Source organism: Shewanella sp. W3-18-1, assembly GCF_000015185.1.
Lineage (GTDB): Bacteria > Pseudomonadota > Gammaproteobacteria > Enterobacterales > Shewanellaceae > Shewanella > Shewanella putrefaciens.
Window position 1 is genome coordinate 3942327 of sequence record NC_008750.1, and the last position, 23189, is coordinate 3965515.

The following is a 23189-nucleotide window of genomic DNA, read 5'->3' on the forward strand; positions in this document are numbered from 1 at the left end:
CGCAGGCGACTTTTGATTGTTGAGCAGCACTTAGCCCGTAGGTGTTAATACAATCTCAACACGACGGTTTTGTGCTCGCCCTTCAGCACTGGCATTAGATGCTATTGGACTCGCCTTTCCCATTCCCTTAGATTTAACACGTGAAGCCGCTATACCTTTACTCATTAGATAATTAGCCACTTCACTCGCGCGCACCTGTGATAGACGCAAATTGTAAGCATCTGAACCACTGCTGTCGGTATAACCTAATACGTTAAGTTGGGTTTTGCTGTATTCCTTTGCCACCAACGCCACAGAGTTAAGCACCCGTGAGGCGCCATCGCTTAACTCGGTTTGATCGACACCAAACGTCACTTCGTTGGGCATATTCAAAATAATATTATCGCCATTACGGGTCACGCTCACCCCCGTAGATGCCAATTGCTGCCGTAATTTGGTTTCTTGCACATCCATATAATAACCAATACCACCGCCCACAGCGGCGCCCGATGCAGCACCAATTAATGCCCCTTTACCGCGGTCACTCTTACTTGAGGAAGCAACACCCACTGCCGCACCAGCAACGGCACCAATAATGGCACCACTGGTCGCTTTAGCCGTTTGCTGCTCGTTAGTATATGGATTAACAGTTGAACAACCAGATACAACAAACGTACCGATAATCGCAGCAAAGGCGAGCCTAGATGATGTAAATCGATTTACCTGAAAACGCTTCATCGTTAATGACCTCATAACAGGATTGAAAATGTGAGTACCCACATAGAAGGCATAGATCTCACTGCCAATGACATAGCGAAATCCTTATTGAATACTCTAAAACCCGCAGTATATAAGCATTCCTCACAGAGACAATCTTTAATCGCTGTGTAAATTTATAAATCGATAATTTAGTCAGCAAAGATACAGGGATTATCTAAGATAACCATCCCCAACAACATAGAGTAAAAGCACTGAAATAGTGCACTTTGCACCGTTTTTGCCATACGTGAAAAAATCCCGCGTTTTAATCGATATAGTAACCAAATGATTTTAAACAAAAATAAAAAATTTAGAATATTGGCACGAATTTTACATACTACTTAGTGAGTAAGGCAAGAAATGGACAAACAAACCAGTTACTCAAGTGCTACTTAAATCGTTTTAACCTAGATGAAATACCTAAAGGCATAACGGGTATTGAGGACGAAAGATGAAAAGCATTATGAACTTAATCAAACTGTGCCGCCATGAATGGATATATCTACGCCATGTTGGACTCAGCCAGTGGGATTTAGAGCAGCGTCGCTAATCTATTTAAGGACTATACATAACCGCTAAACCGATTTTAGTTAGAAGGCAGTAAAGAGGGATCGCTTATGGGAATCGCCGACAATAATCTCAAATTAGATGTCATCGCTGAAGTAAAAGTGAAAGGTCGCTTGCTCTCGGATGTGGCTCACCAATACGGTATTTCAGCTAAAGCCGTATACCAGTGGGTAAGAGAAAGCGATCAGCAACCACAGCAAAGAGAATATGCGCTCATCAGTGAAATAGCCCAACTGCAAAAAAGAATTAAGCAGCTTAACAACGAATTACGCACTCTAGGTTAACCATTACGGTTTTATAAGTGCCCTAATCGACAAGGCCGGACAACATTGCAAGTCGCCCTGCTGATGACGCTAACGATATAAAAGATGTGCTAACAACAATAATAACAGCGCCTTTTTAATGTCCGGCCTTGTCATTCAAATAATGAGATTAACGAGTAAAAGGAAGCAGAAGAAAAGTTAACCAGTTTAGGCAGAGTCGGATGGGTATCTATTATCGCTCCCCAACGACCTAAGATATATGCCCAAACAACCTCTAAATACAGGATAAGCATTTTGAGGGTGCTTGGGTGTAAATGCACAAATAACAATAATAAATGTGCTGTTTACCATCTGACTCTGCCGCTTTATTGATTGAATCCAACAGAGATTGGACAATTTGCTCAACACGGGACAATGCAAAAGTTTCGGCAAGACTATAGAGGGAATTATCTCCCCCAAAGATTAAATATGTGAATTGTGCTCCCCCAAGTCATGAACATATTAACCTCTTAGGTCTTGTCCTTTTATTCACAAGATCAATGAAGATCAAACGCTATAGTGAGTGTGGCGTGCCAAGGAGGGCTGTGATTTAACACTATTTAGTGTGATTAAAAATACACAAGGTTTCGGCAAGACTCGAGGGAGTGGTCTCCCCCAAGATTAAATATGTAAATTGTGCTCTCCAACTCAACAGCATATTTCTCTCTCTGGTCTTGTCCTTTTATTCACTTAGTCAATGATGACCCTGTGCTTAACAGCGCATATGCCAAGGATGGCAGTGATACATCAAATAGCACATTAAACCTCAATATTGCCCATAAAAAAGACGCTACCCTGAGCGCCTTTACATGGGATGGTATACCCACCTAATAATCTTCATTCGCCTCTTGGATCCGCAGTTTTCGCTCCTGCGCTTCCTCATAGGCAGCTTGGATTTCTTCAAGTACAGAACCGACATCCGCTTCTGCCAATACTTCGGTAAATTCACCCGTAAGTTGAGTATCAGGCTTAAGATCTCCCGCTTCAAACAAGGCCCACATTTCTTTGGCATATTGGGTCTTGAGTAATTCGGGAGCATATTGACCATAATATTGGGTCATATTATTAATGTCCCTCGCTAACATCCATTTAGCATGGTTATTCGCGGCAGCATCGACGGCTTGGGGTAAGTCGATAATCACAGGCCCTTCACTATCGACGAGAACATTAAACTCAGATAAATCGCCATGGACTAAACCTGCACATAGCATACGTTTAACGTAGGTCATCACTAAGTTATGATCGCGGATCGCTTTTTCGGCGGACAGCGTGACATCATTTAAACGAGGGGCGACATTGCCCTCAGCGTCAGTCACCAACTCCATTAGCAGCACACCATCAAAACAACCATAAGGTATCGGCACGCGAACACCTGCATCGGCTAAACGGTAAAGCGCATCAACCTCTGCACTTTGCCAAGCTTCTTCCATTTGGTCCCGACCAAACTTAGAACCTTTTTCCATAGCCCGAGCACGACGGCTATTACGCACTTTACGGCCTTCTTGGTAAAGCACTGCTTGCTTAAAACTGCGTTTATCTGCTTCTTTATAGACTTTGGCGCAGCGAATATCGTCGCCACTGCGTACAACGTACACTGTGGCCTCTTTACCGCTCATTAACTGGCTAATGACCTCATCGACCAGTCCTTCATCAACCAGAGGTTGGATTCGTTTCGGAGTTTTCATAGCGCCCTTATACCTTACTTAGGCTTGAGATGGAATACTGCGGACAAATCTTCATATAAAAGCGGTCTCCTGCCAGATAAAGGCACTGTTGATTCTCAATCAAAATCATTTTGTAAACTAAAATAGCAATGATGAATAGTAGATACTTAGGCTGATATCAAACGCAGATACACATCAACTGATTGCAGCTACAACACTAGCAATGCCCATTTAAGAACCTAAAGCCCTAACTTGGTTCCACCGTTGCACTGCCAGCACAAAATAACCGTATCAATCGCTGAATATATCACTAGATCTCATCTTTCAGAGTCCTTATTCTAATCCAACTTTACAATCTATGTCCCTTGAGATCTTCGAATGCGTTACCTAAACCTTACCTTAGCACTTTGCGCCCTGTCTCTCACCCACTGCACGAGTCTCTCCCTTGAAGAATGTAGCAGCAGCGATTGGTATACCCTTGGGCTTGCAGATGGTAATCGTGGGGCAACGGCCACGAGACTCAATCAATATCAAAAGGATTGTAATGAATTTAATCTTAAAGTGGACGCATCTCAGTGGCAGCAAGGCTATCAACAAGGACTCATCAATTATTGTTTACCTGAAAACGGTTATCGTGTGGGATTAGAAGGTGAAAGTTATTACGGGGTCTGCAGCGATAACCAATTTGTAGAACGCTATAACCAAGGGCATCAACAGTATCTCGTCAATAAGCGTTTGGCGGAAATCGCAGACCGTTTACACACTATTGATAGTGAGATCAGCAGCATTAATACCAAACTCAATAATCTCACCGATAAAGCCGACTTATTAAGGCAAAAAAATATCCTCTTAAATGAAAAAAATCATCTTCTAGATGAAAAAGCCCGCCTACGCCAAGGAAATATTGAGTTTAAATTTAGATTCTAACCATAAAAATCTAGCCATCCACAAAGCCAATTCAAAAGAGTAAACCCAAACAAAAATGTTAAAAGGAACAGGCCGTAAATAAGGCTATTTTAGGATGACTCACCCATACTTCTATTGCATTTAGAAATAAGCTATAAATACAAAAGGTTACAATAGATGATTTTTAAGAAGGTAAAAATACGTTTTTTATCCTAACTGCCTGTTGTAACTTTATTTTATTGATTTATTCTACAGTTCACTGCCGCACAGGCAGCTTAGAAACGCGCCAAAGTTGTAAATTAGGCTTAGGTACGGTTCACTGCCGCACAGGCAGCTTAGAAATCCTCCATTTGTTGTTGATGTAGTTATTACTTGTTCACTGCCGCACAGGCAGCTTAGAAATGTGTCAGTAAAAGTATCAGGCATTAATTCAGGTTCACTGCCGCACAGGCAGCTTAGAAAGACATGAGAGTATAGTTCCCGTTTAGCTTGTGGTTCACTGCCGCACAGGCAGCTTAGAAAATAAATTCACCTTAACCAAGTTCGCGCCATTTGTTCACTGCCGCACAGGCAGCTTAGAAATGAGACTTAAACCATTGCTCGCCCCAGAACGAGTTCACTGCCGCACAGGCAGCTTAGAAATGCTAGGTCGTTGGCATAGTGTTTTGGCTAAGGTTCACTGCCGCACAGGCAGCTTAGAAAATTAAATTCATTAGCAGTAACATAAACCTCGAGTTCACTGCCGCACAGGCAGCTTAGAAATTACTTAGCACGACTCGCCGTAGTTCTCAGCGGTTCACTGCCGCACAGGCAGCTTAGAAATTAACACGAGCGTGAGCGGCGTCACCATAGCGGTTCACTGCCGCACAGGCAGCTTAGAAATTTACCGTTTCTTTGGCTGCTGCAATCTTCTTGTTCACTGCCGCACAGGCAGCTTAGAAACAAGTGACACACAGCAGACGAAACAAATTCAAGTTCACTGCCGCACAGGCAGCTTAGAAAACGGAGTTTAAATCTGCATACTTAGATTTAAAGTTCACTGCCGCACAGGCAGCTTAGAAAACCAAAGGCGGCATCATGTGGCGAGTAAATACGTTCACTGCCGCACAGGCAGCTTAGAAATCCATGCGAAGGGTGACATCCAGCGACAACAAGTTCACTGCCGCACAGGCAGCTTAGAAAAATGTACCGCGACCATCGATACCATACGGATAGTTCTCTGCCGCACAGGCAGCTTAGAAAAGTGCCATCGATGGCGCAAGATAATAGCGACCGTTCACTGCCGCACAAGCAGTTTAGATGTCACCAACAATGCAAAACTGATCTACCTGTTTTCACTATCAAAGATGGGACATACCCAACTCTCTATGGATTAACAATCAAAACCGAGGTGACAGTATTCTACTCTTCCCTTCGAAATTGCCTCAGGGCATTTGCATTCGTTGCGTGAGCGAGGCATGGTCATTCTCGTGCATATCTGGACCCATCCATGCACTTCACGACATTCTGACATCCTGCCTATCAGATGCCGAGATAGCGTCAGTCGAATCAAGGACGAGCGTCTGACGCTATAGCATAAGAACGCTAAATGCCCAAGGGGCTTTCAACTCCGTTAGGGGCGTCTTGGCTGATGTGAAAACAATAGCAAGGAAGATAGGACGAGCAGTCCTCCTTGGTCGACTCTTGATTAAGAATAAGGAGGGAAAGCCCCACGACTTTTATTCACCTCGGCCGTAAGGCCGCAATGACTAACAATGTAGAAAGATGGGACACTCTAACCACCAGCAAAAGTATACAATGTTACACTTTTAGTAACAATTTCAGTGCTTAAATCTCAAAAAGTGTAGCTAAGTACACCTGAAACTTACCCAAGTCACCAGACCAAAAAACAAAACCCCGATACTGGTAACAGTATCGGGGTTTTCATTTTTCTCTTACAAGAATTTAGGTTTAAGCGATTAAGCTAAAGACCGCAGATGTTTGCTAATCTAGCGCAGGAAAAATCGTTTTAGAGCAAGGCTTTTTGTTGCGACGTGTAGTGTTTTTCTACACGAGTAACAAAGTAACGCAGCTATAAACGATTTTAACCAGCTAGGATCACATCATGCCGCCCATTCCGCCCATACCACCCATTCCGCCCATATCTGGCGCAGAATTTTGTGGGATCTCAGCAACCATAGCTTCTGTGGTGATCATCAGGCCAGCGATTGATGCTGCGAATTGCAACGCACAACGAGTCACTTTAGTTGGGTCAAGGATACCCATTTCTAACATGTCGCCGTAAGTGTCGTTACCCGCGTTGTAACCGTAGTTACCGCTGCCATTCTTCACTGTGTTAGCAACAACTGACGCTTCTTCACCCGCGTTAGTGGCGATTTGACGCAGTGGCGCTTCCATTGCACGCAGTGCAATAACCACACCGTGTTTTTGATCTTCGTTTAATACTTCAAGTTCAGCGATCTTAGACGCTACGCGAACCAGAGCAACACCACCGCCAGGAACCACGCCTTCTTCTACCGCAGCGCGAGTGGCATGCAGCGCATCTTCAACGCGTGCTTTTTTCTCTTTCATTTCAACTTCAGTCGCTGCGCCAACTTTGATAACTGCTACGCCGCCAGCTAATTTAGCCATACGCTCTTGCAGTTTTTCTTTGTCGTAGTCTGAGGTTGATTCTTCGATTTGTTGCTTGATTTGGCTTACACGCGCTTCGATTTGCGCTTGCTCGCCGTTACCATCGATGATGGTGGTGTTGTCTTTAGTGATCACAACACGCTTAGCTGTACCTAAATCTTCTAGGGTTGCTTTTTCAAGCTCTAGGCCGATTTCTTCAGCAATAACAGTACCGCCAGTCAGGATTGCTACGTCTTGCAGCATTGCCTTACGACGATCGCCAAAGCCAGGGGCTTTAACGGCAGCCACTTTCACGATACCGCGCATGTTGTTCACAACTAAAGTTGCTAATGCTTCGCCTTCAACGTCTTCAGCAACGATAAGCAATGGCTTACCCGTTTTTGCCAGACCTTCAAGGATAGGTAACAGTTCGCGAATGTTAGAGATTTTCTTGTCTACTAACAGGACGAATGGGTGATCTAATTCAACGCTGCCTGTTTCTGGCTTGTTGATAAAGTATGGAGACAGGTAGCCACGGTCGAACTGCATACCTTCTACTACGTCCAGTTCGTTTTCCAGCGCTTGGCCTTCTTCGACTGTGATCACGCCTTCTTTACCGACTTTTTCCATCGCAGTAGCGATGATTTCACCGATAGATTCGTCAGAGTTTGCAGAGATAGTCGCAACTTGTGCAATCGCTTTTGAATCTGCACAAGGTTGTGATAAGGCTTTTAATTCAGCAACGGCAGCGATAACGGCTTTGTCGATACCGCGCTTCAGATCCATTGGGTTCATACCGGCTGCAACGGCTTTTAAGCCTTCAGTCACAATGGCTTGAGCCAGTACAGTTGCAGTAGTAGTACCGTCACCGGCGGCGTCGTTGGCTTTAGAAGCAACTTCTTTCACCATTTGCGCGCCCATGTTTTCGAATTTGTCTTCTAATTCGATTTCTTTGGCAACAGAAACACCGTCTTTAGTGATCAGTGGTGAGCCGAAGCTCTTGTCTAATACCACGTTACGGCCTTTAGGGCCTAAGGTCACTTTCACTGCGTTCGCGAGAATGTTTACGCCAGCCAACATTTTTACGCGAGCGTCATTACCAAATACAACTTCTTTAGCTGCCATCTTGATTATCCTTTAAATTTTTAATGATTAATTGGAATGTCGAATTGATGCGAAGGATTAACCTACTACTGCCATCAGGTCAGCTTCTGACAGGATCAAGACTTCTTGACCGTCAATTTTTTCTTTCTTAACGCCGTAACCTTCGTTGAAGATCACCACGTCACCCACTTTCACATCCAGTGGTTTAACTGTGCCGTTTTCTAGAATACGGCCATTGCCCACTGCAAGGATTTCACCGCGAGTTGATTTTTCAGCGGCGCTTCCTGTTAGAACGATGCCACCCGCTGAAGTTGATTCAACTTCTAGACGCTTAACGATTACGCGGTCATGTAATGGACGAATATTCATCTATGAACTCTCCTAATGATTTAATGCCCAACAATCGAGGCGATTTGTGATGAAAAAAGGAGGCTTATCCGCCTTCCTCTTTGATGTCTGTGATATGGGGTTAATACTTGTCAGATCCAAGTGCCTTTACAAAAAAAATTTCTTTTTTTTGATGTCGGTTTTTTAAAGCGGGCACAATCCTGCTAGAATTCCGCCTCCGCACGCAAACAAGGCACTATTTTTCCCATGAAAGACAGACACGGGCTGCTCACCGCGCCAATTGGTCGTGTACTGCTCAACATGAGCCTCCCTAACTTGATTGGCATTATGACCATTCTAGGTTTTAGCCTCGCTGACACTTTTTTTATCAGTCAATTAGGGACAGAGCCTTTAGCTGCCATCAGTTTTACCTTTCCGGTTACCCTGATTATTTCGAGCATTGCTATCGGTATTGGTGCAGGTGTTTCAACCAACCTTGGGCGTCTTATCGGCTCAGGAAATGCTCCTAAAGCCAAAGTATTTTTACACGATGCCTTACTGCTGACGTTTATATTAACAGCCAGTTTATCGGCCCTTGGCAGCATTTTTATTACACCGCTGTTTAGTTTGCTTGGGGCGAATGAAAGCAGTCTGCCGCTGATCCGCGACTATATGATTTACTGGTATTTAGCCGCACCATTGCTGGTCGTGCTAATGGTGGGTAATCAAGGTTTACGCTCAACTGGCGACACCCGCTCACCTGCAATGATCATGTCACTTGCGGCGATCATTAACCTTATTCTGGATCCTTTACTTATCTTTGGGATTGGCCCATTTCCACGCTTAGAAATTCAAGGGGCTGCCATTGCAACCCTTATTGCTTGGGTTGTGGCTTTATCGCTATCCAGTTATTTGTTGATTATTAAACGTAAAATGTTGGAGTGGGCGGCTTTCGATATCGATAGAATGCGCGCCAATTGGAGTAAACTTGCCCATATTGCACAACCTGCGGCATTAATGAATTTAATTAACCCGCTTGCCAATGCCGTGATCATGGCCATGTTGGCACATATAGACCACAGCGCTGTTGCCGCCTTTGGAGCGGGTACGCGGTTAGAGTCAGTATTATTGATTGTCGTAATGGCACTGTCGTCAAGCCTAATGCCCTTTATTGCGCAAAACTTAGGTGCAGGGCAACCACAAAGAGCCAAAGAAGCACTACTGTTATCACTTAAATTTATCTTTATCTTCCAAACCTTGCTCTATATACCACTGGTGTTTTTGGCTGAACCCATAGCACACTTATTTAGTACGGATCCGCAAGTATTGGAATGGCTTAGTTTTTATATTTTAGTACTGCCCTGCGCTTACGGGCCTTTGGGGATAGTGATTATTTTCGCTACCGCCCTAAACGCCTATCACAGACCCATAAACTCCTTGGTGATTAATCTGTGCCGCTTAGTATTGCTGATGTTGCCATTGGCGGCATTGGGCTCCTATATTGGCGGGGTAAAAGGCTTATTGCTCGCGCTACCTGTGACCAATATTTTAATGGGAATTGCCTGCTATTGGCTGGCGCAGCAGATATGTGAGCCTGTAAAAGTCACTACTGTAAACGCCAATAGTGCGACCCATTAACCTTAGACGGACTCTTTAATGCGAAAACGCAAATCGTCGTGAGGGAAGGCTTCTTTAGAGACTTTACATGTCCGGCGAGTACTCATCTCGCTCATATTGGTCGGTACGCCATTGGGCACTAATTCTTGCATGATAAAGTCAATAAAACGCCGGCTAGCTAAGCTCACATAACGCCTTGATGGATATGCTAAGAAACACTCACCTTGATGAGCATCAATTTCTGGCAGTAGGGTAACGAGCTCACCCGTTTCGACAAATTCAGCAACCACCTCTGTGGGCGCATAGACAATACCTCTGCCTTGTAATGCAAACTCAACCGCGACTTCCACACTGTTCGAACAAAAATTCCCCCGCACTCTGACTTCTTCTTCCAACCCTATCCATAACTCATTAAAAATTTTGCCATTGGATAATCGAAATAAAGAAACATTATGTGACTCAATCTCTTGAGGTGTTTTTGGTATACCGTGTGCGGCTAAATACTCAGGGCTAGCATAAAAGCGAAGATCCGTTGTAAAAATAGGGCGTACCACTAAATCTAAGGTATCTAAAGCAGGCTCAACCACAAAAGCGACATCGAGGTTATGCTTGACCATATCGACGGATTCAGCGCTGCTAATTACTTCAACGGTGAGTTTGGGATGCATATCCATAAAACGAAAAATGGCTTGCATCAATATCTTCATACTATGGATAGGGAACATTTGAATGCGTAAATGCCCGCTGATCTCGGCGTCATCATTGGTCATCTCAAATAAGGTTTCATCGAGTTGGGCCAAAATATTTTGTGAACGCAGGTAAAAATGGCTGCCCGCCGAGGTTAATGTCATCGAACGACTTTGACGGTGAAACAGTTTAATATTCAGCTCATCTTCCAATGCCTGCAGACGGCGACTGACCGTCGATTTAGGTAAGTTAAGTAAATCAGCGGCTTCAATCAAACTGCCTGTTTCAGCTATTCGGTGGAATAGTGCTAAGTCCTCTGTCTTCATTTTTGCCCTAATTTCAATCTCATTATATGAGACCGATAATCCCAAACAATCCCGTTTATTGCAACAAATTTAACTGTTATCTTCGCGCCTCTGAAATGCTGACAATTTGTTATCAAGGAACCTCCCATGACATCATATCGACTCCTCCCCTTAGCGGCGCTGCTTCCAGCCTTGCTCAGTGGTTGTTCACCTGCCGAGAGTTCAGTGCAAACTCCAGCGGTTCGTCCAGTAAAACTGTTTGAGGTGATACAACTCGAAGGCGGGGATTTTAGAACCTTCCCAGCCCGCGTAGCAGCCAATAGCCGTGCCGAGTTATCGTTTCGTATTTCAGGACAATTGACTGAACTTGCATTAGTTGAAGGACAAAAAGTCACAGAGGGAAGCTTGCTTGCCAAACTGGACGACAGGGATGCATATAACAACTTGATGACGCGTGAAGCCGACCATGAACTTTTGGCTGCGGATTATCAACGTAAAGTAGAGTTATTGAATCGCAAACTGATTTCACAAGCCGAATTCGATAGCACCCAAGCTCAGCTAAAATCCGCCAAAGCCGCTTTAGCAGCCGCGCGCGATCAACTGAGTTATACCCGTTTAACCGCCCCTTTTAGTGGCACTATCGCTAAGCGCTTAGTGGATAACCACCAAATAGTGCAGGCAAACCAAGGGGTGTTAACACTGCAAAATAATAACTTGCTCGATGTCAGCATCCACGTGCCCGAAGCGATGGCCGCAGGCTTAAACGAGTATATTAAGCAGAAAAACTTTACCGCAAAGGTGCGATTCACCGCGCTAGAAGGAATGGAGTTTGATGCTAAATTCAAAGAGTACTCAACCCAAGTTACGCCGGGTACTCAAGCCTATGAAGTGGTGTTTTCGCTCCCACAACCTAGCAATGTGCAGCTATTGCCAGGAATGAGTGCCGAGCTAACCTTAGCCTTGGTTAAAGCTCCTAATCAAATTTCAGCTATTGTACCTGTTACCGCTATCGATAAACGTGACCAAGACGGTCAAGTACAGGTCTGGGTATATCAAACTCAATCAGGCGAAGTCGTCCCCGCACCAGTGACACTGGGACGCGTAACCAATCAAGGGATTGAAATTCTTGGTGGTCTAAATAAAGGCGATCTTATTGTCAGTGCAGGCGTGTCTCAGTTATCCACGGGGATGAAAGTTAAACCACTGCGCTGGCAGCGTGGAGTATAAGTGATGAATATTGCTGAATACTCCATTCGCCACAAAGTCATTAGCTGGATGTTTGTGTTACTCCTATTAATTGGTGGTGGCATCAGCTTTACGGGATTAGGGCAGTTAGAATTTCCCGAATTTACCATCAAAGAAGCCCTAGTGATCACGGCTTATCCCGGTGCCTCGCCAGAACAAGTTGAAGAAGAAGTTACCCTACCGCTGGAAGATGCCCTACAACAACTCGATGCAGTCAAGCATGTGACCTCTATTAACAGTGCGGGTTTGTCACAAATCCAAATTGAGATCAAAGACAGTTACGATAAAACTAGCCTGCCACAGGTATGGGATGAAGTGCGCCGTAAAGTCAATGATACTGCGGGCCAATTACCTCCAGGCACAGGGACCCCACAAGTCATGGATGACTTTGGTGATGTATACGGGATTTTATTTAATCTTTCAGGGCCAGATTACAGCAACCGAGAACTGAGCAATTATGCCGACTATTTACGCCGTGAGTTAGTACTCGTGCCAGGGGTAAAAAAAGTTTCAGTTGTGGGCAGTATTACCGAGCAAGTGGTCATTGAAATATCTCAGCAAAAACTCTCGGCGCTAGGGTTAGATCAAAGCTATATCTATGGCCTTATCAATAATCAAAACGTGGTCTCCAATGCAGGAAGCCTAGTGATTGGTGATAATCGAATCCGCATTCATCCCACTGGTGAATTTGGCAGTATTCAGGATCTCGCCCGCTTGATTGTCAGTCCACCCGGCAGCACGGAACTTATCTATTTAGGCGATATTGCCAATATCGCAAAGGATTATAACGAAACCCCGACAGTGCTTTACCACAACAAAGGCGAAGCTGCGCTATCCCTAGGCATTTCCTTCTCTAGCGGTGTAAACGTCGTCGAAGTCGGTCAAAGGGTGAGTGAACGCCTCACCGAACTCGAATCCCAACGTCCGATTGGAATGAATTTAGATACAGTCTACAACCAAAGTTCGGCGGTAGATGACACCGTTAATGGCTTTTTAATCAATCTATTAGAGTCAATTGCCATCGTTATTGCCGTACTATTGCTGTTTATGGGCTTACGCTCAGGCTTATTAATGGGGCTTATCCTGCTGTTAACCATCTTAGGGACTTTCATCGTAATGAAAGTGCTAGGTATTGAGCTACAGCTCATTTCACTCGGTGCGTTGATTATCGCCTTAGGTATGTTGGTCGATAACGCAATTGTCGTCACCGAAGGCATTTTAATTGGCCTTCGCCGTGGCAAGACGCGCTTAGAAGCGGCAAAACAAATTGTCTCCCAGACTCAATGGCCACTGTTAGGTGCAACCATTATTGCCATCATCGCCTTTGCGCCTATCGGATTATCGCAAAATGCCTCTGGAGAATTTTGTCGCTCACTGTTCCAAGTGCTGATGATTTCATTATTTATCAGTTGGATCACCGCAATTACCCTCACCCCTTTCTTCTGTCATTTGTTGTTTAAAGATGCACCAAGTGATGACGAGCAAGATCCTTATAAGGGTTGGGTTTTCAACTTATATCGAGCCAGTTTAACCCTAGCGCTGCGATTTAGAATTGTGAGCATACTGCTGGTTGGTGTGCTGTTAGTGAGTGCAGTGATTGGCTTTGGTCATATTAAAAATGTGTTTTTTCCCGCATCCAATACGCCAATCTTTTTTGTGGATATTTGGATGCCTGAAGGCACTGATATTAAAGCAACGGAGCGCTTTGCTGCTGATATTGAACAACAATTACTCAAACAAGCTGAGCAACAGCATACTGGCCTGACCCACCTAACGACGGTAATAGGCCAAGGGGCGCAGCGTTTTATTCTGCCTTATCAGCCCGAAAAAGGTTACCCCGCATTCGCCCAGTTGATTGTAGAAATGCAGGATCTTGAGGCGGTGAAAAACTATATGCCTGAACTGGAGCGTTTTTTAAATCAACGCTTCCCACAGGCACAATATCGCCTAAAAAATATGGAAAATGGTCCATCCCCCGCAGCCAAAATTGAGGCTCGTTTCTATGGTGATGATCCTGAAGTCCTAAGAGCATTAGGTGCCCAAGTCGAAGCCATTTTCTACGCGGAGCCAAGCATGGATGGTATACGCCACGACTGGCGTAACCAAGTCCCGTTAGTTCGTCCGCAATTGGAAAATGCCCAAGCACGGGAAACGGGGATCAGTAAACAAGATCTCGACAATGCACTGCTGGTTAACTTTAGCGGTAAACAAATTGGTTTATATCGAGAAACCAGCCACTTGTTGCCGATAGTCGCAAGAGCACCCGCCGAGGAGCGCTTGCAAGCTGATAGTCTCTGGAAACTACAAATTTGGAGTAGTGAACACAGCACCTTTGTACCAGCAACTCAAGTTGTCAGTAACTTCAATACCGAATGGGAAAATCCACTGGTGATGCGCCGTGACCGTATGCGCATGCTTGCTGTCTTGGCAGATCCTAAATTAGGCAGCGATGAAACGGCGGACTCTGTGCTACGTAAGGTCAAAGATAAGGTTGAAGCTATCGCCTTACCCGCTGGCTACCACCTCGAATGGGGCGGCGAATATGAAACCGCAGGTGAAGCGCAAACAGCGGTGTTTAGCTCAATTCCGCTGGGTTACCTTGCCATGTTTTTAATTACAGTATTCCTATTCAACTCTGTGCGTCAGCCATTGGTTATTTGGTTTACTGTACCACTCGCATTGATTGGGGTTTCGGCGGGACTCTTGTTGTTCGATGCGCCCTTCAGCTTTATGGCACTGCTTGGCCTATTGAGCTTATCGGGCATGGTGATCAAAAACGGCATTGTGTTGGTCGATCAAATCAACCTTGAACTAAGTGAAGGTAAAGCGGCCTATAGTGCATTGTTGGATTCCTGCGTCAGCCGTGTTCGCCCTGTCATGATGGCGGCGATAACCACAATGCTTGGAATGATCCCCTTAATTTCAGATGCATTTTTTGGTTCGATGGCCATAACCATTATCTTTGGCTTAGGCTTCGCTTCTGTGCTGACATTAATTGTCCTGCCAGTCATGTATAGCTTGGCCTTTAATATCAAACCGACACTAATAGGAGGTCAATCACGTAACTAACGCTCCACTTTTATCCTAAACGCTTCCCGGCGCGGCCGATCGATACTTGATGTGAGTAATCGATCGGTCATTTCACCAACCTTGCCACTAAGAAAGCTAACACGCAAACTACTCAGCCTTAATCGCAGGTTCACGCAATAAGACCCTATCATGCTTAAATACCACTAACTCACCTATTGGACTATCGCTGGTACCTAAAACGATCACATCACATACATAAAGGTAGGGGCCACTTGTAAACTGAAATGAGTGATTACCACCACTGCCATCAAACACGAGCTTACCCTGATTAAGCACTAAATCAGGCTTTTCACTCAATGGCTTACCTTTTGCCCAAGATGCATAGCGGTATTGACTATTACCCATATTATCAACTCGAATCGTAAACTTGGCAGTTTGCCAAGCTAACTCCGGACTAACGAACTGACTCACGCTTTCATGCAGCCCTGTTTTTTGGTTGGCAATAAGCTCAGCTTTAAGTTTGGTCTCTGCTGGTGTTTGATAGTTAACAGCAGTAATCTTGCCATCAAAATCCATCCATATAGTGCCGCTACCTAACATAATGCCGCGCCACCCCATTGCCTGCCAATCAGCTTCAACCTGAGATTGTGCTATTGTCTCAAGGATTTCTGGATCAAATACTTGGTCAAAACGCTTAAGCAATTCCTCCGGAGTGTTAATCGCAGGGATAGGATTTGTACGCTTTATGGGATAAGCCATATAGTCCGCAATAGCTTGACGATCATGTGCCTTTGCCGCATCAATAAATCCCTGAACGAGCGGGATAGACTCCTGCGGTAGCGAGTTATCGGTAACGGCCGCATTAACTACGCTGACATGAATCGCCACCCCCAATGAACCCAGTAATATCATGCGCAATATGTGAGCCTTAAACCGCAGGGTGCGTACCAATCCCTTTGAGATGATTTGGATAATCCATAATACTTGCGCCATTTTTATCCCTTAATCCAATAATGTCCCGAAAAATGGCACACAGCATAACACAAGAGATTTAGGCGCCATTAGGCCGAAAACAGCAAGCTCGAGACGATCGCGAATGCCACCACAATAAAAATAACGCCGATAACAGTATCAATAACCGGTGTTAATCGTTGTAGTTTGCGTTGCACCTGTGCCTTAGACAGCATTAGTGCCAGAAAACCAAACCACAGCAGTGATAGCAATAGGAGAAGCATGGCGGCTGCAACTTTAGTGCTCACAGTCACACTGGGAGTTATCAAAGCAGAAAATAAGGTTAAGAAAAAAACTAACGCTTTGGGGTTTAATAAATTCGTATAAAGCCCCGTTAAAAAGCCTTGTTTAGGCGACATAGTTGTACCCAAAGGCACTGGCGTTACGGCCGATCCTGCCATGCCACTATCGTTAACACCTTGAGATCCCTTCGGTGTCGCCAATACCGCGAAAGCGGCACGCAAAGCTCCCCATCCCATCCATGCTAAATAACAGGCACCAATGATTTGCACCAACAAATATAAAGTGTGCGAACTCTTAATAACCAAACTGACGCCCGTTAAACTCAAAATAGTGTGAGCGACAATGGCCACCGAAATTCCCACCGCAGCAGCAACGGCAGCGCTTCTTGACTGCTGAGTGGCAATTTTTACCATAATCGCAAAATCGGGCCCTGGGCTGACTAAAGCCACAGCGTGGATCAAGGCTAAGGTGAGTAAAAGGGATAAATCCATAACAAGGCGACTCCGCGAATAAAAATAATGAAGGCCAGTATTACAACTTCGACAAAGGCTGCATTGTAATAAATTGCACCATAAGAAGGAGTTTAAAAGACAAGAAGCACTAAAGCATGCGCCGCTGAAACTGTACAGGAGAGAGTAGGAATGCTTGTTTAAAGGCTTTATTCAAATGGCTTTGGTCGAAAAATCCAAGCTGCTGCGCCACATCAGCGACTAAGGTGCCATGACATAATGACTTTTTGGCTAGCTCTAAGCGCACACGCTTAAGATAGGCATGGGGCGTCATCCCCGTTGCCTGTTTAAACTGACGTAAAAATTGAAACTTACTCAAATTCACTTCACCCGCTAAGGTTTCAAGCTGCGTATTATGCCAAGGCTCATCATGCATTCGCTGTTTAACTAAGCCCAGTTGTAATGTCGATAAACCCTGCGGTGAATTGCACTTGAGTATACCGCTAGGATGGCGTCTAAGGAGTAGCTGAATGAAATTAAACAGGTGAGACTCACTCGCAAGCGCGGTAACTTGACCTTGAATAAGAAGCTCATGTAAGTGGATAAAATAGTGATAAAGTAGCGCATCGTCCACCATAGGCGCGCTAAAAAAGTGCTCCTTTAGGCCGAGTTCTTGGCTAACTTCATTCATATATTCCACAGGGATAGACATGACTTTCACCCGATAACCTTCGGCGTCACGGCTTTGTCCATCATGGGTATCGTCGGGATTTAGGGTCGATAGACTATGCTGACCAAGCTGATAATAACTGCCCTTGTTCACAAACTGTTGGGCACCTTGAGTAACGACGCCTAGGTGATAATCCAAATGGACATGTTTATCGAAGCTAAAATGCGTAAACTCAGCCTGACTTAATTCAATGCCAGATAGACTTGGGTGTCGCCAATAGTCAATGTTCTCAATCGATGCTGTCGTACTCATAATTGGGGGCTTTGGCCGCAAAAATCCTGTAATCGAAATTCATTTAGATAGCATTCTAGTCGTCATTACCACCTAAAGAATAGTAAATAATTGCAGCCTGAGTTTCTGATATCAACACAAATATTCTGCTGAATTTAATCCCATGTCGGCGGTTAAACTCAGCACATAACACTAGAAGTGATAGCTTACACTCACCCTAATCATACGAGGTTCAACGGGATGATAGTGCTGATCTTCTATGCCTTCGGCCGCTTCGCCGGGTAAGCGTGAAGCATAGAAATAATCGATATCATGGTCCTGACTATCAAACAGATTTAACAATTCAAGTTTAGTGTCAAAGTGGTCAAATTTATAACCCAGAGCAAGATTCACTAAGGTCGTATCATCGGCCTTATGCTCGTTAAAATTATCAAGCACCCGCTCACCAAGGTATCGAATGCGAATGCTGGAATACAGGCCACCGTCGGGGCGATAGGTTATCCCTGCACTGCCAACAAAAGGCACAGCTCCATCGATATATTTACCTTCTTCGGCTTCATCCTCGGTAAATCGAGCATGGGTCCATGCCAACTCCATATCAAGACTAATATCATCATTTAGCCAGTAATATGCTGTTATTTCAGCACCATAACGCTCAGACGCACGGCTTGGCTCAGTGTTACCTGCATCGCCAACAAAGACTAACTCCGAATCCAATTGCAAATACCAAACTGCCGCAGAAAAGTTAATAAAATCGCGGTTGTAATATTTGACACCAAACTCACCCCCATTGGAGCGCACTAAAAGATCGACTTTATCAACCTCATCTCCACTAACAGGATCGACTTTGATCGTTGCTCCACGAGCATCGTTTGAGTGCAATCCTTGGCCTGCATTCACATAAAGCTCAAGATTATCACTCCATAAATAGGAAGCCCCCGCCTTGAGACTCAACATACCATCGGACGCATCACCACTGTTGAGCGAATTGTCACTATCAACCTGCACATCAAAATAGTCGTAGCGCAGCCCTAGATTAAAACGCCATTGCTCAAGGGGTAGCCACTCGAGCTTACCAAATAGACCCCCTGATAATTCCTGCACTTCATCAAGCCTTACCGTGCTTAACCTTTGACGTGCCTGAGTATTGTATAACCCAACTGCACTTATATCGTCGTAACGTATATCAGCACCCAAACTGTAATTAATCTGAGTTCCACCTAAGGATGTATGCCAATCACGCTTAATATCCCCACCCCAAAGGGTGCGTTCATCGACTTGCTCAAATTCATCGCCATTGACGGGATCATTTAGGAAATAGGTAAAATTTGAGAATAAATCCATGGTTGAACGAATTGCATACGCATTTCCCTGCCAATTCCCCGCATCATAATGGGCAGAAACGCTGTAACGACTGGCATCGCCACCCACATCCTTGTCTAAGGATCCATAAAAATCGATGAGTCCAGACTCCACAGCCCGTGCGGGGATCTGATCCGCCGAATTCCAGCTATTGTCATAGGCCATCATAGTCACACTTAAATCACCGCCAGCGAGTCGCGTTAAATAACGGGCGACGACATTAACCTTGCTAACATCTTCATTAATATCCTTCCATGGGCCATCATAGGCTTGTAACTCTACACCAAGAATAAAACGCCCAACATCCGTAGTTAACGCTTGAGTCGCCACCAGCCGCTGGTAACCATACTCCCCTAAAGTCACCCCAACTTGGTTATAAGCCAGTTGGTCTGCAAGCATCAACTGCGCGGCTCCGGCACCAGAAAAGTCGGCAACCTCTGGATAATACGCCCCTTTTGCATAACGGATCTCCCCTAAAAGCTCGGGAATTAAAAAGTTAAGATCCGTATAGCCTTGACCATGCCCATGGGTGCGCATATTGACAGGCATACCTTCGACACGAGTATTAAAATCAGTCCCATGGTCTAAGTTAAACCCGCGCAAAAAATACTGATTCGCTTTGCCTGAACCACTGTGTTGGGTAACTATCATCCCAGGGACAAATTCTAAAATCTCTCCCGTTCGTAGCAGAGGTCGACTCGCTATCTCCGCCGCACCGACAATCCCCTCCGAAGCAGAAGTGCTATGTCCTAAGGTATTAATTTGCCTACCACGAATTTCAAGTCGTTCAATATTATCGGCCAAATCTTCGGCGATAACCGTGTACGACAACCCCAAAAGCGGTAAAAAACATACAGCTAATTTCATCTGTCATATCCCAATGTTGATGATAGTTGGCGCCGATTTAACGCTTCACTTACAAACCAAACACTGAGCCAAATCAAAGTTTCACACTTCAACAACGAGATGGTGACGTATTTTTGCCATTTTTATGTGCTGTGTCGCACATTATTTCTTATGACATAGACAATTTGTCCACAGATAATCCTATTTTATGGGGCTTTAAATAGTGATTAAGATTGCGTGTCTATCATTTTCTGCATCGCAAAATATCGCGCACACTTTCATAGCAAGGAAACAGTGCCGCAATAATCAAGCAATAACTCAGCCCTTTATTTAGCATGGCTAATGTGGCTATGCTCAGCCACGCCTCATTGGTGCTTTGTAATATTGGACCGCTAAAAGCAAGTATTAATAAGAACAGCGCATAAGCAACATTAATGCCTATATTTGCCACTAATAACTCAACAGCCCATACGCGACGACGTAATTGCCATAAGCTATTAACGACTGAAAGCACAATAATTGGACTAAACCACTGGAGTAATTGCTGAGCATTGGCACTGAATATCACTGTCAAAGTGCTCAATTGTTCAGGACTCATCCATACCGAAGGCCAAATCACTAATAGCAAGAATATATAAGTTGCAAGATCAGTGAATACATCACTTAAACTGATATGCTCCCAACCAGGGCCAACCTTAGGTAAATTTTGGGGTTCCCATGTTTGGCAATGGCGCCCCGTCACAGTCTTCTCTTGTGTCGAAACTAACCAAAAAGACAGCACGATAGCCGTAAAAGCAAAACAAGCATCTTCGATAAATCCCGCTGCAATATAGTGTAAAAAACCGACAAGACTAGCCCCTGACGTCCCCAACCACTGCATAGTTCCACCAACAACTTGCAGTACAAATAACACGCCTAGTACCATAATAAGCGTATGCTTTAACAGTGGAATATCCTCAATGGCAACAATAGGTGTAGAGGGAGAAAACTGCTGAGCAACCTTACGTGGGTGGCCCATCGTCTTTAGCACTTCAGTCACCTGTACTTCGGTCAATTGGCCCTGTTCAGACAGTGCATCCAATTGATCATAAATATTAGCTTTCAACTCACGACCAATTTCCTGACGTTTGTTCTCGGGCAATTCTCGTTGCACTGCGGCGATATAGCGATCGACTAATTCCATATCAAATCTCCTTTTGACTCGTATCTGAGTTCTTATCAGAACTTGTGGTATCAGTACCATTAGTGTCAGCGCTTTGCCCCAGTAAAAAAGCCAAAGCACCATTAAGTTGCTGCCATTCATCGGTCAGTTGACTGAGCAACTCAGCGCCCAATGATGACAATTGGTAATAACGACGCTCACGCCCTTCGGCTTGACGCCACTCACTCTCCAATAATCCTTGATCGGCTAGGCGGCGCACTAAGGGATACAGAGTCCCTTCGTCAATATCGATACCGCCTTCCTGCAACTGTTTGCGGAGCGAATAACCGTAGTGGGCTTGTTTTAATAATCCCAGTACCGCCAACACTAATACCCCACGGCGCAACTCGAGTCGCATTTTGACTAGCTGTGAACTTGTCATTGTCGAATTCCTATCCTTAACACTGTGTCACACACACTGTGTGCTACACAGCAAATACTATGCATCACACAGTAATAATGCAAGATTTAATGTTGTTTTTTTGTAAATAAAAAAGTAAACAGGTAGAAACACTTGAAGATGATGTGGTGCCAGATAAGTAAATTTTATATAACATATTGAAATCAAAACACTCACCTAACGGCTATACAACTGATAGGGTTAATCATAGCCATCATATCGATCCCTACGAGCACTTGCTTCTATCTTGGTAAATTAATGGAAATAGCGCAGTTATAATGGGATGGCTTTCATCATGCCAATGAACGAGTGAGCAGACTCTCGATAATTAAATGATAATGAAGACTATGAATGCCTCTGACCTAATTCAACAAATTGATTCAACTGAAATGCTAGAACGACTTTTAGCGAGGAAAGCAGCGGTATTGCTGTTATTTGGTGCGCCAAACTGCGGAGTATGCCAAACACTCAAACCAAGAATTGCTGGAATGTTATCGCAGGAATTTCCACTCATCCAAATGGCCTATATCGATTGCGAGGCTCAAGCAGAGATAGCGGCGAGTTACAATGTATTTTGCCTACCTGTAGTAGAGTGTGTGTTTTATGGTAAAACCTTTGGGCGGTTTGCCAAGGTGTTTTCGCTAGCCGATATAAGAGGGGCGCTGGCTCGCCCCTATACGTTAATCGCCACAGAATAATCTACATAAAAACGGTGATCATTTATTTCCTAACGGCCTAAAACCTGCGTAATGCACTGATTTATCAGATTTCGCCTCTGCTATTGGCGCTCCAATAAGGCGTGATGAATGAGTTAGGGCATGCGCTTTACCACCGCAACCACAGCCGTCTTTAGAATGACAACATCCGCCCTTAGCGGCATGCTTGAGCGATGCTCGCCCTTGGGATGCATCCGTCAGCCTTAGATTAAGATCGGTACTTTTTGCTAATAAAGTTGCGACTGCTTGGCTAGCGTCACCTTTACTCACACTGATCCCAGAATCTAATAATTTTCCCAACATACGCTCACCAATATGCTGCACAATAACGATATTGGTTTTTTGTTGGACAATAAGATTAAGTAGTGCTTTTTTAGCACTGCAGTCGCCATCAAGTGCGGGATTATCCACTAAGGAAATCAGTTGATGATGCTCATCAAAAAAACCTATCTGTTGAGCTTTAGTAAAATGGGCCGCGAGTCGCTCACGGCTCATAGGCATAGCAATAATCATGATAAATCCTTGTCTGTTTTGCTTGGCAATCTCAACACTTCGCCTTGCGTAATCGCAGTTGCTACTTTTTTACGGGCGCTTGCAAGTAAATACCCAAAGGTTTGCCGAGAAATCCCCATCAAAGCTGCAGCATCGAGCTGGCTTAATCTTTGTACATCTCCGAGTTCCAATGCTTCAAATTCATCGGCTTCTAACTGGATATGGGTTAGCTCTACGGATGGAATGCCATTGGGCTTAAATAAGCTACAGGGCACACAACTCGAGAGCTGACGGCATTTTTTGGGTCTTGCCATAACGAAAATCACCTGACAAACAGCGTTAATAGATAAATTTATATTGATGATCTTTTGAGAAACACCAATTGTTTATGGCGTAGGCCAGAAAC

The 23189-nt window shown here is 44.6% G+C and carries 19 protein-coding genes and 1 CRISPR repeat array; of the genes, 6 read left to right on the forward strand and 13 right to left on the reverse strand.

What is annotated here, in order from left to right; all coding sequences use genetic code 11:
- Positions 1-30: 30 nt before the first annotated feature.
- The gene (locus SPUTW3181_RS17985) at positions 31-717 is read right to left on the reverse strand and encodes an OmpA family protein (RefSeq protein ID WP_011790715.1); all 687 of its coding nucleotides are present in this window, start codon (positions 715-717) and stop codon (positions 31-33) included.
- Positions 718-1355: 638 nt separating this feature from the next.
- Here SPUTW3181_RS17985 and SPUTW3181_RS17990 point away from each other — a divergent pair.
- Entirely contained in the window at positions 1356-1589 is a 234-nt protein-coding gene (locus SPUTW3181_RS17990; RefSeq protein ID WP_011790716.1) for a transposase, read from the forward strand.
- Positions 1590-2434: 845 nt separating this feature from the next.
- Here SPUTW3181_RS17990 and SPUTW3181_RS17995 read toward each other — a convergent pair.
- A complete protein-coding gene (locus tag SPUTW3181_RS17995; RefSeq protein WP_011790717.1) occupies positions 2435-3292 on the reverse strand; it encodes a PA4780 family RIO1-like protein kinase in 858 nt (285 codons plus the stop codon).
- 357 nt (positions 3293-3649) lie between these two features.
- Between SPUTW3181_RS17995 and SPUTW3181_RS18000 the strand changes: the two genes are divergently transcribed.
- Positions 3650-4198 (forward strand): DUF2799 domain-containing protein, encoded by a 549-nt coding sequence (locus SPUTW3181_RS18000; RefSeq protein ID WP_011790718.1) that lies wholly within the window; start codon positions 3650-3652, stop codon positions 4196-4198.
- A 233-nt stretch (positions 4199-4431) separates the two neighbouring features.
- Positions 4432-5479: a CRISPR direct-repeat array (repeat unit 28 nt; unit sequence GTTCACTGCCGCACAGGCAGCTTAGAAA).
- A gap of 795 nt (positions 5480-6274) precedes the next feature.
- Here SPUTW3181_RS18000 and groL read toward each other — a convergent pair.
- Both groL and SPUTW3181_RS18010 read right to left on the reverse strand, forming a co-directional pair.
- Positions 6275-7912 carry a chaperonin GroEL gene (gene groL, locus SPUTW3181_RS18005; protein ID WP_011790719.1) on the reverse strand — a complete coding sequence of 546 codons (1638 nt, stop codon included), beginning with the start codon at positions 7910-7912 and terminating at the stop codon, positions 6275-6277.
- 57 nt (positions 7913-7969) lie between these two features.
- Positions 7970-8260 (reverse strand): co-chaperone GroES, encoded by a 291-nt coding sequence (locus tag SPUTW3181_RS18010; protein WP_006086113.1) that lies wholly within the window; start codon positions 8258-8260, stop codon positions 7970-7972.
- 225 nt (positions 8261-8485) lie between these two features.
- On the opposite strand from SPUTW3181_RS18010, the gene SPUTW3181_RS18015 reads away from it, so the two are divergent.
- Entirely contained in the window at positions 8486-9856 is a 1371-nt protein-coding gene (locus SPUTW3181_RS18015; protein WP_011790720.1) for an MATE family efflux transporter, read from the forward strand.
- 2 nt (positions 9857-9858) lie between these two features.
- Here SPUTW3181_RS18015 and SPUTW3181_RS18020 read toward each other — a convergent pair whose 3' ends face one another.
- Entirely contained in the window at positions 9859-10848 is a 990-nt protein-coding gene (locus SPUTW3181_RS18020; RefSeq protein WP_011790721.1) for a LysR family transcriptional regulator, read from the reverse strand.
- Between the two features lie 126 nt (positions 10849-10974).
- On the opposite strand from SPUTW3181_RS18020, the gene SPUTW3181_RS18025 reads away from it, so the two are divergent.
- Both SPUTW3181_RS18025 and SPUTW3181_RS18030 read left to right on the forward strand, forming a co-directional pair.
- The gene (locus tag SPUTW3181_RS18025; protein ID WP_011790722.1) at positions 10975-12054 is read left to right on the forward strand and encodes an efflux RND transporter periplasmic adaptor subunit; all 1080 of its coding nucleotides are present in this window, start codon (positions 10975-10977) and stop codon (positions 12052-12054) included.
- Between the two features lie 3 nt (positions 12055-12057).
- The gene (locus SPUTW3181_RS18030) at positions 12058-15141 is read left to right on the forward strand and encodes an efflux RND transporter permease subunit (RefSeq protein WP_011790723.1); all 3084 of its coding nucleotides are present in this window, start codon (positions 12058-12060) and stop codon (positions 15139-15141) included.
- Positions 15142-15249: 108 nt separating this feature from the next.
- Here SPUTW3181_RS18030 and SPUTW3181_RS18035 read toward each other — a convergent pair whose 3' ends face one another.
- The 6 genes from SPUTW3181_RS18035 to SPUTW3181_RS18060 form a co-directional block, all read right to left on the reverse strand.
- Positions 15250-16095, reverse strand: coding sequence for a nuclear transport factor 2 family protein (locus SPUTW3181_RS18035; protein ID WP_011790724.1), 846 nt, complete (start codon positions 16093-16095; stop codon positions 15250-15252).
- Between the two features lie 68 nt (positions 16096-16163).
- Positions 16164-16847, reverse strand: a complete 684-nt coding sequence (locus SPUTW3181_RS18040; RefSeq protein ID WP_011790725.1) for a LysE family translocator — start codon at positions 16845-16847, stop codon at positions 16164-16166.
- Between the two features lie 109 nt (positions 16848-16956).
- On the reverse strand, positions 16957-17787 hold the full coding sequence (locus SPUTW3181_RS18045; RefSeq protein ID WP_011790726.1) for an AraC family transcriptional regulator: 831 nt from the start codon (positions 17785-17787) through the stop codon (positions 16957-16959).
- Positions 17788-17958: 171 nt separating this feature from the next.
- Positions 17959-19995 carry a TonB-dependent receptor gene (locus SPUTW3181_RS18050; RefSeq protein WP_011790727.1) on the reverse strand — a complete coding sequence of 679 codons (2037 nt, stop codon included), beginning with the start codon at positions 19993-19995 and terminating at the stop codon, positions 17959-17961.
- A gap of 223 nt (positions 19996-20218) precedes the next feature.
- On the reverse strand, positions 20219-21157 hold the full coding sequence (locus SPUTW3181_RS18055; protein WP_011790728.1) for an HAAS signaling domain-containing protein: 939 nt from the start codon (positions 21155-21157) through the stop codon (positions 20219-20221).
- 1 nt (position 21158) lies between these two features.
- On the reverse strand, positions 21159-21557 hold the full coding sequence (locus SPUTW3181_RS18060) for a PadR family transcriptional regulator (protein ID WP_011790729.1): 399 nt from the start codon (positions 21555-21557) through the stop codon (positions 21159-21161).
- Between the two features lie 350 nt (positions 21558-21907).
- Between SPUTW3181_RS18060 and SPUTW3181_RS18065 the strand changes: the two genes are divergently transcribed.
- Positions 21908-22273, forward strand: a complete 366-nt coding sequence (locus tag SPUTW3181_RS18065) for a thioredoxin family protein (protein ID WP_011790730.1) — start codon at positions 21908-21910, stop codon at positions 22271-22273.
- Positions 22274-22291: 18 nt separating this feature from the next.
- Here the strand turns inward: SPUTW3181_RS18065 and SPUTW3181_RS18070 are convergent, their stop codons facing one another.
- Both SPUTW3181_RS18070 and SPUTW3181_RS18075 read right to left on the reverse strand, forming a co-directional pair.
- Positions 22292-22804 (reverse strand): NifB/NifX family molybdenum-iron cluster-binding protein, encoded by a 513-nt coding sequence (locus tag SPUTW3181_RS18070; RefSeq protein WP_011790731.1) that lies wholly within the window; start codon positions 22802-22804, stop codon positions 22292-22294.
- A complete protein-coding gene (locus SPUTW3181_RS18075) occupies positions 22801-23097 on the reverse strand; it encodes a DUF134 domain-containing protein (protein WP_011790732.1) in 297 nt (98 codons plus the stop codon). The genes SPUTW3181_RS18070 and SPUTW3181_RS18075 overlap by 4 nt, the downstream gene beginning before the upstream one ends.
- Between the last annotated feature and the right edge of the window lie 92 nt (positions 23098-23189).